Origin of the sequence: Reyranella sp. (genome assembly GCF_004297265.1) — a bacterium.
GTDB lineage: Bacteria > Pseudomonadota > Alphaproteobacteria > Reyranellales > Reyranellaceae > Reyranella.
On sequence record NZ_SCUT01000027.1, the window covers coordinates 83,907 to 98,035 of the forward strand.

Sequence of the window (14,129 nt, forward strand, 5' to 3'; positions counted from 1 at the left end):
CCCACTCAGAGCGTGCAGGAGCGCGTGTGCTTCATGTGCTCCAGCTTGGTCGGGATGATCACGCAGTCATGATGTCCGCCGTTGCTCGGCAGGATGCCAATCAGCGTATCGGTGGCGGTGTCGATGACCGCGATGCCGGTCGACTGGCGCTGGAAGCCGCTGAACGGCGTCAGCACGTATTTGCCGTCGTAGGTGATGGCGGGCGTCTGCAGGTCGGGCCCGATGCCCTGGATTTCCTTCTGGATGGTCCAAGTCCTGGTGTCGATCACCATGATGCCGCTATAGGCGGGCGACGGATGCAGGATCGAAAGATAGAGCTTCGAGCTGTCCAGCGAGAAGACCATGTGGAACGGATTGGGATACTTGCCGCGCCACAGCGGATCCTCGACATGCGCCACCTTGCGCCACTGGGTCGGATCGGGATCGCTGCAGGAAAAGATCGAGCAGTTGTTTTCCCGCAGGTTGTTCATCATGACGAGGAACCTGCCGTCGGGCGAGAAGCCGATCTCATGGCCCGGCGAATGGATCTTGTCGAAGACGACCTGCCACGTGTCCTTGTCGAGCTGCTCGACCTTGTACTGGTCCTGCGAATCCTTGTTGAACTGCAGGAAGGCGGCCGGCTCGAAATTCTTCTCGGGATCGAGGATGCAGATGCCGCCGCACAAGCGAACGACGGTGGCGGCCCAGCGGCCTTCCGGATGCCAGATCGTGCCGTCGGCGCCGGTCAAGGTCAGTGGCGCTTCGCCAGAGGTCGAGCCCTCCTCAACGAACAGCTCGCCCATTGGGATCATTTCCCAGTCGATCTTGTTGCCCTTTGTGCCGCGATAATCGTAGAGGCCGGTTTTCTCGTCCGGATAGATCTTCTTGATGGTGAGCGTGCCGCCCTTGATCCAGGCTTCACGCAGCTCGGGCACGTTCGGCGTCCAGTCGAAGCGAAGCGCGGCCTTCACCTTCGAGGTGGTACGATCGAAGCAGGCGGCGATGTCCTTCTGCCCGTCGGTCACGAAATAGGACTGCGCGTCCTTCGGGTTGACGGTGACGTGCACCCCGAGCCCGAGCCCGGTCGTCTCCGACACGTTCTCGATCATCTGCATCTGCGTGCCGTCGTAGCGCACGCGGTAGATGTTGGTGCCGGCCGGCACAGTCTCCGCCGTCACATTGGTGTTGATGCCGTAGATCAGTGAGTTCATGCCGCCCTGCGTCGAGTTCACGAACTCGAATCCGTGCGTGGGATCGGAGCTCGGGAAGGCGCAGAGATGATGGCTGATCGGATTGTAGTCACCGTAGTTCCAGTACCAGATCGAGGCCAGCACGCGGTTGGAGTTGAGATCGATCGCGTAGGTGCCGCCGCCCATCTTGGTCGGCAGCAGCGCCACCCAGTTGCCGAGGCTCTGGCCCCTGATGTCGGCGCGCGAGTCGACGACTTCGCGGGTGATCGGCGATTGCTGCGCACCGTTGCCGACGGCCCGGATGATGCCGTTGTCCGGCGAGGAACCGCCGTTCATCGCGTTGTAACCCAGCACGGCGACCTCGGCGGCAGCCGCGGTACCGACGGCGACGTTCAGCATCGTGCGCCGGCTCACCTTCGTCTTGACCTTGGGTTTGGCCGCCTCTTCGCGCGCCTTGCGAGTCGCCTGCTCGTGCTTGGCGACGAGATAGGCCTGGAACTCCTCGCGGTCCTTCGCGAGGACCTCTTCGTTGCGCTTCAGGAATTCGTCGATCGGATTCTTCGCCGTCGGAAGGTTCGATTCCGCACCTTGTTCGAGCGGGGTGATGAGAGGCGGGACGCTTGCGTCTTGCGGCACCGTAGTGGTCGGTGTTTCTCGGGTGGGCTCAGTCATCGGCTGCACTCCCCTTTTTTTGATGCGCGGAGTCTAAGCACGACTCCTTGCAAAACGCATTGGTAAATTTGCAGTCGAGGTCGCTGATTTCAACGGGCGTTGCGAGTAGGCTCGCGGAGAAGGAGTTCGTTGATGGACTATGCCGTCATCATCAGCGCCATCGTGCTCGGCCTTTCCGTGCTCGCCACGGCGGCGAAGTTCCTCGACTGGTTTCTCCATTCCGATCCCAAGACGATGGTGCGCACGCTGCGCTGGATGGCGCTGCTGCTCGTGATCGTGGCGATTCCTCTTCTCGTGATGATGATCATGCGCGAGCAGTACGCGGGCGCGATGCTGCTGGGAGCGGCGATGATTCTCATACCGACGTTCCTGAAGTGGCGGGCGATCCTGGTCCCGCTGCGTGCCGCGTTCGCGCAGCTTCGACCGAAGCCCGCGCCTTTTGAAATGCCGCCCATGTGGCAGGACCCGATACCCCCCGATCCGCGCGCCCTGCAACACGCGGCCGCACTTCTCGAAGCCTATCTCCGGCGCACGGCGCCGATTGCTTCAGCACAACGGCACATACCTGCCGCGTCGGATGCAGGCGAAGACGAGAGCATGACGATCAAGGAGGCACTGGACGTGCTCGGTCTTACCGAAGGGGCCGATCTCGCCAGCGTCCACACCGCGCATCGTCGCCTGATGCGCGGCGCCGACCCCGATGCCGGCGGCTCTCCCTATCTCGCGGCCAAGATCGACGAAGCGCGCGATGTGCTCGTCGGCGCCCTGCGCTCCCGAGCCCGGCCTGCCACCGCTGAAGCGCCGGGCCGGCCCAGGCTACTGAAGGGTTGAGTCCCGGCGCGCGGGCCGGCATGCCATTCGAATTCCGCCTGTCCGCAAAGCTTGCCTATATAGAGGGCCACCGCCTCTCCCGGAGCATGCCATGTCCGCGTCCACCCCCATGACCGCCGCCTACGACCGCAGCAACGTCTTCGCCCGCATCCTGCGCGGCGAGTTGCCGTGCAAGAAAGTCCACGAGGACGAGTTCTCGCTGGCCTTCCACGACATCGCGCCGCTGGCGCCGGTGCATGTGCTGGTGATCCCGAAAGGCGAATACATCAGCCAGGCCGATTTCGGCGCCAAGGCGCCGCCCGAGATGATGGTCGGCTTCTGGCGCGCCGTGTCGAGGGTGGCGCACGATCTCGGCCTCGATCCCGAAGGCTACCGCATCGTCGCCAACCACGGACCCAATGGCGGCCAGCTCGTCTTTCACTTCCACGTCCATATCTTCGGCGGCCGCACGATGAGCCATGCGATGGGCAGCATGCCCAAGCCGGACGACGCCGGTTGATCCGGCGCCGCGCCCTGCTGGCCGGCGGCATTCTCACGCCCGGCGCGGCCTGGGCGCAGAAGCCGCCGCAGCGGTCTCCGGCGGACGGCGGCTGGTACGCCAGGGGCAAGACCAAGGAACAGCCGGTGCGCTTCGCGGGCAAGGGCGGCGTCACCCTGGCCGGCACCCTGCTGTTGCCGCTGTTCAGCGAGATCCAGTACGTGCCGGGCATGGTGCTGGTCGCCGGCAGCGGCCCGACCGATCGCAACGGCAACAATCCGCTGGCCCCGGATCGCATCGACCTGCTGAAGGACATCGCCGAGCTGCTGGCGCGCAACGGCATCGCCTCGCTGCGCTACGACAAGCGCGGCATCGGCCAGTCGACGCCGCGGCCGCGCGGCTCGCTGGAAGAGCAGGAAGCCTTCTTCGCCTGGGACAATTTCGTCGGCGACGTCGAGGCCGCGCATGCCGAGCTGCTGCGCCACGACGAAATCAAGCCCTACGCGACCGCATTGCTGGGCCACAGCGAGGGCGGATTGCTGGCGCTGGCTGCGAGCAGGGCCCTGGCCGCGAAGAAGCTGCACGCGCTGGTGCTGGCCGCCACGCCGGGCCGCCGGCTCGACGCGATCCTGCGCGCGCAGATCGCGCGCGACGCGCCGCCGGCGTTGCGCCTGCCGACCGACCGCGCGATCGCCGCCATCCTCGAAACCGGCCGCGTGCCGGGCAACCTGCCGCCCGAGCTGCAACTGCTGTTTCCGCTCTATGCCGGCCCGTTCCTGCAGAAGCTTCTGTCCTTCGATCCCGCTGCCGTGCTCGCCGAAAGCCGCATGCCCTGCCTGCTCGTGCAGGGCGGCGCCGACCGGCAGGTCGTCCCGATGGAAGATGTCCAGCCGCTGATCGACGCCCTGCGGACGCGCGGCGTCTCCGGCGAGGCCGTGGTGATTCCGCAGGTCAGTCACAATCTGAAGGCCGTGACCGGTCCGCTCGATCCGGGATTCGCCGGGCCGCTCTCGCCCGCGGTCGCTGCGGCCCTGCTGAAGTGGCTGGTGCCGGCGCTGGGTGCTTGATCGCATTCCGCGACCGGCCGATCATTGCGGCAAGGATGGAGAGCAACATGGCCGTAACAGTGCGCCCGGTGACCGATGCCGTCGGAGCGGAGATTCTCGGCGTCGACCTTCACAAGTTCAGCGACGAGGAATTCGCCGCGATCGAGCGCGCCTGGTACGCGCATTCGATGATCCTGCTGCGCGGCCAGCAGCTCAGCGACGACGACCTCCTGGCCTTCAGCCGCCGCTTCGGCGAACTCGACCCGCCGCCCAACCAGGAGCGCGGCCGCATCAGCCCGCCGGGCTATCCCGACATCTATGTCGTGTCGAACGTGCTCGACACCAAGGGCGACCCGATCGGCGCGCTGGGCGATGGCGAGGCGGTCTGGCACACCGACATGAGCTATCTCGACGTGCCGCCCGACGCCTCGATGCTCTACTCGCTGGAGATTCCGCCGACCGGCGGCAACACCTGGTTCACCAGCATGCAGGCGGCGTGCGACGCCCTGCCCGCTGCCTTGCGCGCAAAGATCGAAGGCCGCAGGGTGAAGCACGACGGCACCTATAATTCCGGCGGCTTCCTGCGAAAAGGCGTCACGCCGACCGACGATCCGATGGTCGCGCCGGGCGCCTGGCATCCGGCGATCCTGCGCCACCCGGTCAACGGCCGCGCCACGCTCTATCTCGGGCGCCGGCGCAACTCCTACGTCGAGGGCTACACGAAGGCCGAATCCGACGCGCTGCTGGAAGAGCTGTGGGCGCACGTCACGCAGCCGCGCTTCATCTACCAGCATGCCTGGAAGGTGGGCGATCTCGTGATGTGGGACAATCGCTCGACCATGCATCGCCGCGATCCGTTCGACAAATCGGCGCGTCGCATCATGCATCGCACGCAGATCAAGGGGACGACGAAGCCGATCGCCTTCGCGGCCTGACAAAATGAAAAAGAAGCTGGAGGAAACATGCGGCGGCAGAAGAAGTTCTATGCCTGGGGTTACGCCGACGAGGACCTGACCCAAGACGAGATTCGGCCGTGGGAGACCGAGATCGCCCAGCGTTACGGCCTCTCCGGTTTCGACGTGAAGCCGCCGCCCAAAGCCGACGAGATCACCTTGCGCAAGAGCCGGGTCGATGTCCCCGCTGCGCTGCAGGCGATGGTCCGCACCGATCACCTGACGCGGCTCGAGCACAGCTACGGCAAGGCGGGCTTCGACACGCTGCGCATGTTCATGCGGTCCGTGCCCAATCCGCCCGACGCGGTGGCGTTCCCTGAAAACGAAGAGGACATCGTGAAGGTCCTCGACTGGTGCGACCGCATCGGCGCCAAGGCGATCCCCTATGGCGGCGGCTCGTCGGTGGTGAAGGGCATCGAGCCCTCGGCCGCCTTCGACAAGGTCGTGACCATCTCGACGCGCCACATGGACAAGGTGCTGGAGGTCGACGCGGTGAGCCAGGCCGCGCGCATCCAGGGCGGTATCTACGGACCCGCGATCGAGGACGCGCTGCGCGACACGCCCTTCACGATGCGCCACTACATGCAGGCCTATCGCTGCTCGACCCTGGGCGGCTGGATCGCCACGCGCTCGGGCGGGCATTACGCCACGCTCTATACGCACATCGACGATTTCGTCGAGAGCACGCGGGTTGTCACGCCGGCCGGCACCCTGGAAACGCGCCGGCTGCCGGGCTCCGGCGCCGGTCCCAGCCCGGACCGGATGTTCATCGGCTCCGAGGGCATATTGGGCATCATCACCGAGGCCTGGGTACGGTTGCGCAAGAAGCCGACCTTCCGCGCCTCCGCCAGCGTGCGCTTCCGCGACTTTTACGCCGGCGCCGATGCGGTGCGCGACATCACCCAGGCGGGGCTCTATCCCGCCAACTGCCGCCTGCTCGAGGCGCGCGAGGCACTGCCCGGTATCCCGTGGGACAACGAGGAGGCCGTGCTGGTGCTGGCCTTCGAATCGCCCGACCATCCGCTCGACGCCTGGATGAAGCGCGCGCTGGAGATCTGTGCGGCCCGCGGCGGCACAGCCGACCGCAGCGACGACGACGAGAACGCGCACCGCTCCGGCGCCGCCGGCGCCTGGCGCAACAAGTTCATCCGCGCGCCGCATTATGGCGAGCACGCGGTGGCGCGCGGCATTCTCTCCTCGACCTTCGAGACCTCGATGACCTGGGAGCGCACGCGCGACTTCCACGCGAAGATCACCAGGATCACCAAGGACACGATCAAGGCGGTGACGGGCCGCGAAGGTACGGTCACCTGCCGCTTCACCCACGTCTATCCCGACGGGCCCTGCCTCTACTTCACCTTCGGCGGCCTGTTCGACCCCAGGAAGGACGCGCTTCAGCAGTTCATGGAGATCCTCTCCACCTGCACCGCGGCGACCGTCGAGCATGGCGGCACGACCACGCATCACCACGCGGTGGGCCGCTTCCACCGGCCGTTCTACGACAAACAACGGCCCGAGCTCTTCGCCCGCGCCCTGCGCGGCGCCAAGCGCGAGCTGGACCCGAAGGGGATGATGAATCCCGGCGTACTGATCGATCCGTGACGGATCGGTGTCAGTGGGTGGCTGGAACCGATCGCGGCAGGAAGAACAGCATGACGAGGACGTGACGGATGAGCAGGAGCGCCCCCACGCCCACGAAGAAGAGGCCGGCGGCGACGAGATAGTCGTCGACCTCGCCGGTGTAGATGATGGTGTTGGGAATCTTGATCAGCTCGATGCAGATCTCGGCCATCAGGCCGATGGAGAGCTGGCCGACGCCGTAATTGTGACAGGCATGGTCGATCGCCGCCTGCCATGCCTCGTCGGGTCCGTCCAGCAGGCCGAAGATCTCGCGCAGGGTCCGCCGTTCTTCCAGGAGAACGCCCCAGCCGATCATGATGATGCCGATGCCGGTGACGATATCCATCTCCTCCTTCATGTCCGGCTTGACCCAGAGTACCTTCGAGACCTCGATCAGGGTGATGAACATCGGGATGCAGATCAGGAGCGAGACGATTCCGATCGTGTATCGCGACGTCAGGACAAGCATAAGCGTACGAATCATGGGCTGGCCTTTGCAGAGATCTCCGGCCAGGTATCGACCGTGACGATAGAACCCTAGTCGACCGGTTCCTTCGGGAGCAATCTCTGATACTGCGGTCGCACTGAAACGAACGTCCTCGAACGCCGGCACCGGACCATGATCGACTGGCTGTACTCACTCCCCGAAACCCTCGTCCTGGTGATGGGCGCCGTCATCATGGCCGGCGCGATTCTCGCCCTGCCCTCGCTGGTCCATCGGCTGCCCTACCTGCGCACGAGCAACGAGAACAACGACTTCGTGCTGCGCATGCAGGCCACACTCTTCACCATGACGAGCCTGGTGCTGGCCTTCACCCTGGTCGAGGCGGAAAGCAACTTCCGCAAGGTCGATTCGCTGATCGCGACCGAGGCCTCGCAGATCAACCGGCTCGACCGGCTGCTCAGCCGCTACGGCGATGATTCAACGGCGGAGCTCCGGCAGCACCTGCTGGCCTACGCGAAGGCGATCGTCGACGACGAATGGCCGGCGATGCTGCGCGACGAGCGGAGCAGCAAGATACGCGCCACCCTTGGGCCCCTGTCCCGGGGGATCTTCGCCATCGAACCCCGGCCCGGCCGCGAGACGACGATCTATGCCGAAATCCTGAGGTCGTTCGACTCGATCGTCGAGTCGCGCGACGCAAGGCTCAACGCCGTGACGCTCGCGCTGCCCAAACCCTACTGGCAGGTCGTCCTGTTCGCGGTCCTCATGCTGCTGTTCATCACCAGCACGATGCAGCGCAGCACCTTCCGCGCCTACGTGCTCTCCGCCCAGATGGCGGTGATGGGCGCCTTCATCGGCTTCGTGTTCATCATGGACCAGCCCTTCAAGGGCCAGACCGCCGTGGATGCCGATCCGCTTCGACGGGCGATCGTCCTGATGGAGAACCGGGACCGGTAGCGATCACGCGGCCAGCATCGAGCGCGTTTGCGGGCGGCGGTAGCTCAGCGCTTCGGCGATGTGCAGGCGGCGCACCGCGTCCGAGCCGTCGAGATCGGCGAGTGTGCGGGCGACCCTGAGCGTGCGGTGCCAGGCGCGGGCGGAGAGGCCGAGGCGTTCGGCGGCGCGGGCGAGCAGCGCGCGGCCCTCGGCATCGGGTTCGGCGATGGCAGTCAGCAGCGCGCCGTCGGTATCGGCGTTGCAGCGCGGCTTCGACCAGTTGCGGGCGCGGTCGGCCAGGAGCCCCGCGGCCGGGTCGGCTTCGACGGCGGACAGCTTGCCCCTGGCGTCGAGTTCGGCCAGCCGCTCGCGCTGGACGGTGCGGGCCGCGGCGACGCGGGCGGCGATGTCGGCCGAGTTTTCGGCCGGCGGCGGCAGAGCGAGATCGGCAGCGGCGACGGCGGGGACGTCGATGGTGAGGTCGATGCGGTCGAGCAGCGGGCCGGAGAGCTTGGCCTGGTAGTCGGCGCCGCAGCGCGGGCCGCGAGCACAGGCGCGCGTCGGGTCCATCAGATGGCCGCAGCGGCACGGGTTCATGGCGGCGACGAGCTGGAAGCGCGCCGGATAGGTGACATGCGCGTTGGCGCGCGCCACCGTCACCCGGCCGCTCTCCAGCGGCTGGCGCAGGGCTTCGAGCGTCGCGCGGTTGAACTCCGGCAGCTCGTCGAGGAACAGCACGCCATGGTGGGCGAGCGAGACCTCGCCCGGCTTGGGCCGCGCCCCGCCGCCGACCAGCGCCTGCAGCGTTGCGGAATGATGCGGGTCGCGGAAGGTGCGGCGGCGGCTGAGCCGGCCCTCGCCCAGGTCGCCGGCCAGCGAGCGCACCATCGAGGCTTCCAGCGCCTCCTCGGCATCGAGCGGCGGCAGCAACCCGGGAAGGCGCGCCGCCAGCATCGACTTTCCCGAGCCCGGCGGGCCGATCATCAGCAGGTTATGGCCGCCGGCGGCCGCGATCTCGAGCACCCGCTTGGCGCTCTCCTGGCCCTTGATCTCGCTGAGGTCGGGATAAGTCGCGCGGTCATCCGCCATCAGCGCCTCGGGCGCCGGCAGGGTCTGCTGGCCGCGCAGATGGTTGATCAGCGCCAGCAGCGAAGGCGCGGCGATGATCGGTGGCCGGTCGGTGTCGGGCAGGGAATCGAAGCCACCCCACGCGGCCTCGCCCCCGCACACCGCCGGGCAGATCACGCCGCGCCCCGCCGCCTGGGCGGCGATCGCCGCCGGCAGGACGCCCGGCACGCGGCAGAGCGAGCCGTCGAGGGCCAGTTCCCCAAGCACCACGAAGCCCTCGACGCTCTCGCGCGGCAGCACGCCCAGCGCCGCCAGCAGGCCCAGCGCGATCGGCAGGTCGTAGTGGCTGCCCTCCTTGGCCAGGTCGGCCGGCGACAGGTTGACGGTGATGCGCTGCGGCGGCAGCGCCAGCCCCAGCGCTCGGAAGCAGGCCCGCACCCGCTCCCGGCTCTCGCCCACCGCCTTGTCCGCCAGCCCGACCACCGCGAAGGCGATGGTCCCCGGCGCCACCAGCACCTGAACGTCGACCGGCAGGACATCGATGCCCTGGAACGCCACCGTCCGAACCGTCGCCTGCATGTCCCGCTCCCGTTCCGTCCTGGGAACAATTAAAGAACGAGCAGGCCAATAGTAAAGCACGCCATAGTTGCATATTGCACTGCGACCCTCAAGCACCCGGTTGGCCGCCACCCGTGCTAGGTTGCCGCCCGCAAACGCGGGAGAGTTTCGTGACGGCCAAGCAGAAGATCGACGACCTCAACTTCACGCCGCCGGCGGCGATCACCGACCTGGCCGCCAAGGTGAAGGAGTTCATCAAGGACAAGATCATCCCATACGAGACCGATCCGCGCTGGACGTCTCATGGTCCGACCGACGAATTGCGGATCGAGATGAACGAGCTGGCGAAGGCGGCCGGCGTGTTCGCGCCGCAGGTGCCGAAGGAATATGGCGGCCAGGCGCTGAGCCAGGTCGGCCGCGCCCATGTCTTCGAGGCGGCGGGCTATTCGATCCTGGGGCCGACAGCGATCCATTGCGCCTCGCCCGACGAGGGCAACATCCACCTGCTCGACGTGGTGGCCCGGCCCGACCAGCGCGAGCACTTCCTGAAGCGCATGGCGACGGGCCAGATCCGCTCGATCTTTTGCATGACCGAGCCTGGCGGCGCCGGCTCCGACCCCAGCCTGATGACGACGACGGCCAGGCTGGAAGGCAACGAGTGGGTGATCAACGGCCGCAAGTGGCTGATCACCGGCGCCGAGGGCGCGGGCTGCGCGATCATCATGGCCAAGAACGAGGGCGGGCCGATGGACGGCCACGCCACCATGTTCCTGGCCGACCTGCCCGACCCCGCCATCCGCCTCGAGCGCACGCTCGACACGATGGATTCCTCCTTCACCGGCGGCCACGGCGTGATCGAGATCAAGAACCTGCGCCTGCCGGCCGACGCCGTGCTGGGCGAGATCGGCAAAGGTTTCCGCTACGCCCAGGTCCGCCTCGCCCCGGCCCGCCTCAGCCACTGCATGCGCTGGCTGGGCGCGGCGATGCGCGCGCAGGACATCGCGACGGACTATGCCCGTCATCGCATGGCTTTCGGCAAGACGTTGGGTGAGCATCAGGGCGTGTCGTTCATGCTGGCCGACAATCTGATGGACATGAACCAGGCGCGGCTGTCGATCTGGCACACCGCGTGGCTGCTCGACCAGGGCGAGCGCGCCTCGAACGAGAGCTCGATGTCCAAGGTGATCTGCTCGGAAGCCTATTTCCGCGTCGCCGACCGCTGCATGCAGATCCTGGGCGGGCTCGGCATCACGCGCGACACGGTGGTCGAGCGCTTCTTCCGCGACTCGCGCGCCTTCCGCATCTACGATGGCCCGTCCGAGGTTCATCGCTGGGCGCTGGGCGCACGGATCGTTTCGGGGAAGATGTAGGACGGAGATCATGAACGCTGCGACACTGGCGGCCCGCCGAGACCAAGCCCTGGGCGCCGGTGCGCCGCTCTTCTACAGCACGCCGCTGCACATCGTGCGGGGCCAGGGCGTGGAGCTGTTCGACCCCGAGGGGCGGCGCTACGTCGACATGTACAACAACGTGCCGTGCGTCGGTCACGCCAACAGCCATGTCGCCGAGGCGATGGCGCGGCAGCAGTCGACGCTCAACGTCCACAGCCGCTACCTGCACGAGGGCATCGTGGTCTTCGCCGAGCGGCTGGCGGCGCTGCACGGACCCGAGATCGAGAGCGTGATCTTCTCCTGCTCCGGCACGGAGGCCAACGAGGTGGCACTGCGCATGGCGCGGATGGCCACGGGCAAGGCCGGGATCGTCTGCACCAACGCGACCTATCACGGCAACAGCGAGGCGGTCGGGAAGATGACGCGCATCGGCAGCGGCCAGAACACGGCCGGCGACGTGCGTGCGATCCCGTTTCCCGAGATGCTGCGCCCGCTGGTGCCCGGCGCCAGCGAGGACGAACTCTGCGAGGCCTATCTCGACCGGCTGCGCCAGGTCATCCGCAGCTTCGAGGAGGACGGCACGGGCTTCGCGGGGCTGATCGTGTGCTCGATCTTCGCCAACGAGGGCCTGCCCGACGTGCCGCGCGGTTTCATGGCACGCGCCACCGAGATCGTGCACGAGGCGGGCGGCCTGGTGATCGCCGACGAGGTCCAGGCCGGCTACTGCCGCAGCGGCCGCTGGTGGGGCTACGACGTTCTGGGCTTCAAGCCCGACATCGTCGTCACCGGCAAGCCGATGGGCAACGGCCTGCCGCTGGCCGCCACCGCGGCGAGCCGCAAGCTGGTCGAGACCTTCCGGAGCGCGACGCGCTACTTCAACACCTTCGCGTCGAGCCCGCTGCAGGCCGCGGTCGGCATGGCGGTGATCGACGTCATCGAACGCGAGGGCCTCGCCGCGAACGTCGCCGCCGTGGGCGCCTTCCTGAAGTCGGCGCTGGCCGAGCGCAAGGGTCGCTTCGCTTCGATCATCGACGTACGCGGCCATGGCCTGTTCATCGGCGTCGAAATCGCGACGACCGACGCGGAGCGCGAGCCCGACATGGACAAGGCGGTCGACATCATCAATCGCCTCAAGGATCGCGGCTTCCTCACGAGCAATGCCGGCGCCTACAAGAACGTCGTGAAGATCCGGCCGCCGCTGGTCTTCCAGAAGAGTCACGCCGAGGAATTCCTGACAGCCTTCGACGCGACGATGGCGGAAATCGACGGCTGACCCCTCGATGGACGACGAGACCGTCGATCGAACCTACGGACCGGCCGCGCGCGCGGCGCTCGCGGCCTTTCCCATCGATGCGCAGGACCTGACCCTGGTGTCGCTCTCCGAGAACGTCACCTTCCGGGTGACCGACGGCCGCGACGGCAGGGCTTACGTCTTTCGCCTGCACCGGCCGGGCTATCACACGCTCGAGGAGCTGGTCTCCGAGCGCGCCTGGATCCGGGCGCTCGCCGCGGCCGGCATCGACGTGCCCGAGGCCGTGATGACGCGCGACGGCCGGGACTATGTCCCGGTGACCATCCCCGCCACCGGCGAGCAACGATACGCCGGCCTGGCGAGCTGGACCGAAGGCCGCCTGCTCTCCGACGTACTCGCGGAAACGGCCGACCAGAGGCGGATCGAAGACTCCTTCAAGCAGCTCGGCGCCATCACAGCGGCCATGCACAACCAGGCCAGCGCCTGGCGGCCGCCGCCGGGCTTCAAGCGGCACGCGCTCGACAGCGACGGGCTGATGGGCATGGCGCCTCACTGGGGCGAGTTCTGGGAACATCGCTCACTCTCGGCCAGCGAACGCCGCCTGTTGCTCGATACCCGGCAGCGCATGCACGCCCTGCTGAGCCGCCTGAGCCAAGACCCATCCGCCTACAGCGTGATCCACGCCGACATGCACCCGGGAAACATCGTGGTCGATGGCGACCGGCTGACCGTCATCGATTTCGACGATGCGGGCTACGGCTGGCATCAGTACGATATCGCCACGGCGCTTACGCACTGGCAGACCAAGCCCAACGCCGACGAGATCGAGCGCGCCTTCCTGACCGGCTATCGCGCCAACCGCCTCGTCCCCGACGAAACGCTGAGCCTGATCCCGCAGTTCCGCCTGATCCGCTGGATGGCCACGATCGGCTGGTTCCACCAGCGCCCGGAAGTCAATCGCCCGTCCGCGGTGTTCGAGGAACGGAAGGCCTGGGTCCTCGAACAGTGCGCGGCACTGCAGCGCTCACGGTAAGATACTTCCCCAAGGATCAATCAGGCCGACGCCCGTCGCGGCGAAGTCGCGGACATTACGCGACACCACCGTCAGACCATGGATCAGGCCGGTTGCAGCGATCAAAGCATCCCTCTCGCTCTTTGGATTCGGTATGTGCAAGCGAGCGCATTGCTGGGCGACTGGAAGATCGATCGGCAGGACTCGGCCTTCGAACTCGGCTAGGACCTGACCCTGCAGCCACCGTCGCAGGATTGCTCCCTGTGATGGGTCGCGGCGCTCGGCCATCAGCACGCCGAGCTCAAGTTCCATCGCGGTGATGACAGAGATGTAGGCCGTGGAAGGTTCAATGGAGGCGGCCCACCGCGAGACATTGGCGTCGGCCCTGCCCGCGCGAACTTTTCTAAGCTCCGATACGACGTTGGTATCGAGCAAGAACATCAGTCGAAGTCAGGAGGCGTGAGCGCGATGCTGCTTCGCGGCGGGTCGAATTCCACATCCTCATCCATGGCCAGCGCGTCGACGATGCTCCGGCCGCTGCCGGCAAGCCGGCGATACTCTTCGATCGACAGCAACACGTGAGCCGGACGGCCTCTGTCGGTGATGAAAACGGGGCCAGCATCAGCGGCCTTCTTGGCCCGGCTGGTGTCCTGGTTGAATTCTCTACTGGTCAGAGTCGTGATGCTCATGGAAACCTC

General features: G+C 66.9%; 14 protein-coding genes. 9 read left to right on the forward strand and 5 right to left on the reverse strand.

From position 1 onward, the window contains the following. Positions 1-5: 5 nt before the first annotated feature. On the reverse strand, positions 6-1,841 hold the full coding sequence (locus EPO41_RS12630) for a hypothetical protein (RefSeq protein WP_296325513.1): 1,836 nt from the start codon (positions 1,839-1,841) through the stop codon (positions 6-8). A 132-nt stretch (positions 1,842-1,973) separates the two neighbouring features. Here EPO41_RS12630 and EPO41_RS12635 point away from each other — a divergent pair, with 132 nt between their 5' ends. From EPO41_RS12635 to EPO41_RS12655, 5 genes are all read left to right on the forward strand, one after another. Further along, positions 1,974-2,672, forward strand: coding sequence for a hypothetical protein (locus tag EPO41_RS12635; RefSeq protein ID WP_296325516.1), 699 nt, complete (start codon positions 1,974-1,976; stop codon positions 2,670-2,672). A 91-nt stretch (positions 2,673-2,763) separates the two neighbouring features. Beyond that, positions 2,764-3,171: a histidine triad nucleotide-binding protein gene (locus tag EPO41_RS12640; RefSeq protein WP_296325520.1), complete on the forward strand. Its 408-nt coding sequence runs from the start codon at positions 2,764-2,766 to the stop codon at positions 3,169-3,171. After that, entirely contained in the window at positions 3,168-4,217 is a 1,050-nt protein-coding gene (locus EPO41_RS12645) for an alpha/beta fold hydrolase (RefSeq protein WP_296325523.1), read from the forward strand. The genes EPO41_RS12640 and EPO41_RS12645 overlap by 4 nt, the downstream gene beginning before the upstream one ends. Before the next feature lie 47 nt (positions 4,218-4,264). Then, the gene (locus EPO41_RS12650; RefSeq protein ID WP_296325526.1) at positions 4,265-5,131 is read left to right on the forward strand and encodes a TauD/TfdA family dioxygenase; all 867 of its coding nucleotides are present in this window, start codon (positions 4,265-4,267) and stop codon (positions 5,129-5,131) included. A gap of 27 nt (positions 5,132-5,158) precedes the next feature. Next, positions 5,159-6,751: an FAD-binding oxidoreductase gene (locus EPO41_RS12655; protein ID WP_296325529.1), complete on the forward strand. Its 1,593-nt coding sequence runs from the start codon at positions 5,159-5,161 to the stop codon at positions 6,749-6,751. Positions 6,752-6,761: 10 nt separating this feature from the next. On the opposite strand, the gene EPO41_RS12660 is transcribed toward EPO41_RS12655, so the two are convergent. Beyond that, complete coding sequence (locus tag EPO41_RS12660) at positions 6,762-7,253, reverse strand: hypothetical protein (protein WP_296325531.1); 492 nt, start codon at positions 7,251-7,253, stop codon at positions 6,762-6,764. A gap of 135 nt (positions 7,254-7,388) precedes the next feature. On the opposite strand from EPO41_RS12660, the gene EPO41_RS12665 reads away from it, so the two are divergent. After that, on the forward strand, positions 7,389-8,171 hold the full coding sequence (locus tag EPO41_RS12665) for a DUF4239 domain-containing protein (RefSeq protein ID WP_296325534.1): 783 nt from the start codon (positions 7,389-7,391) through the stop codon (positions 8,169-8,171). Between the two features lie 3 nt (positions 8,172-8,174). Here EPO41_RS12665 and EPO41_RS12670 read toward each other — a convergent pair whose 3' ends face one another. After that, the gene (locus EPO41_RS12670) at positions 8,175-9,797 is read right to left on the reverse strand and encodes a YifB family Mg chelatase-like AAA ATPase (RefSeq protein ID WP_296325537.1); all 1,623 of its coding nucleotides are present in this window, start codon (positions 9,795-9,797) and stop codon (positions 8,175-8,177) included. Positions 9,798-9,946: 149 nt separating this feature from the next. On the opposite strand from EPO41_RS12670, the gene EPO41_RS12675 reads away from it, so the two are divergent. Genes EPO41_RS12675 through EPO41_RS12685 form a run of 3 tightly spaced genes read left to right on the forward strand, consistent with a single transcriptional unit; the run spans position 9,947 to position 13,452 of the window. Continuing rightward, positions 9,947-11,146, forward strand: a complete 1,200-nt coding sequence (locus tag EPO41_RS12675) for an acyl-CoA dehydrogenase family protein (protein WP_296325540.1) — start codon at positions 9,947-9,949, stop codon at positions 11,144-11,146. Positions 11,147-11,156: 10 nt separating this feature from the next. Beyond that, positions 11,157-12,440 (forward strand): aminotransferase class III-fold pyridoxal phosphate-dependent enzyme, encoded by a 1,284-nt coding sequence (locus tag EPO41_RS12680; RefSeq protein WP_296325543.1) that lies wholly within the window; start codon positions 11,157-11,159, stop codon positions 12,438-12,440. Between the two features lie 7 nt (positions 12,441-12,447). Continuing rightward, a complete protein-coding gene (locus tag EPO41_RS12685) occupies positions 12,448-13,452 on the forward strand; it encodes a phosphotransferase (protein ID WP_296325545.1) in 1,005 nt (334 codons plus the stop codon). Here EPO41_RS12685 and EPO41_RS12690 read toward each other — a convergent pair. Together EPO41_RS12690 and EPO41_RS12695 are read right to left on the reverse strand one after the other, a co-directional pair. Then, positions 13,444-13,872 carry a type II toxin-antitoxin system VapC family toxin gene (locus EPO41_RS12690; protein WP_296325547.1) on the reverse strand — a complete coding sequence of 143 codons (429 nt, stop codon included), beginning with the start codon at positions 13,870-13,872 and terminating at the stop codon, positions 13,444-13,446. The two genes, EPO41_RS12685 and EPO41_RS12690, sit on opposite strands and share 9 nt — an antisense overlap. Beyond that, complete coding sequence (locus EPO41_RS12695) at positions 13,872-14,120, reverse strand: type II toxin-antitoxin system Phd/YefM family antitoxin (protein ID WP_296325550.1); 249 nt, start codon at positions 14,118-14,120, stop codon at positions 13,872-13,874. The genes EPO41_RS12690 and EPO41_RS12695 overlap by 1 nt, the downstream gene beginning before the upstream one ends. Between the last annotated feature and the right edge of the window lie 9 nt (positions 14,121-14,129).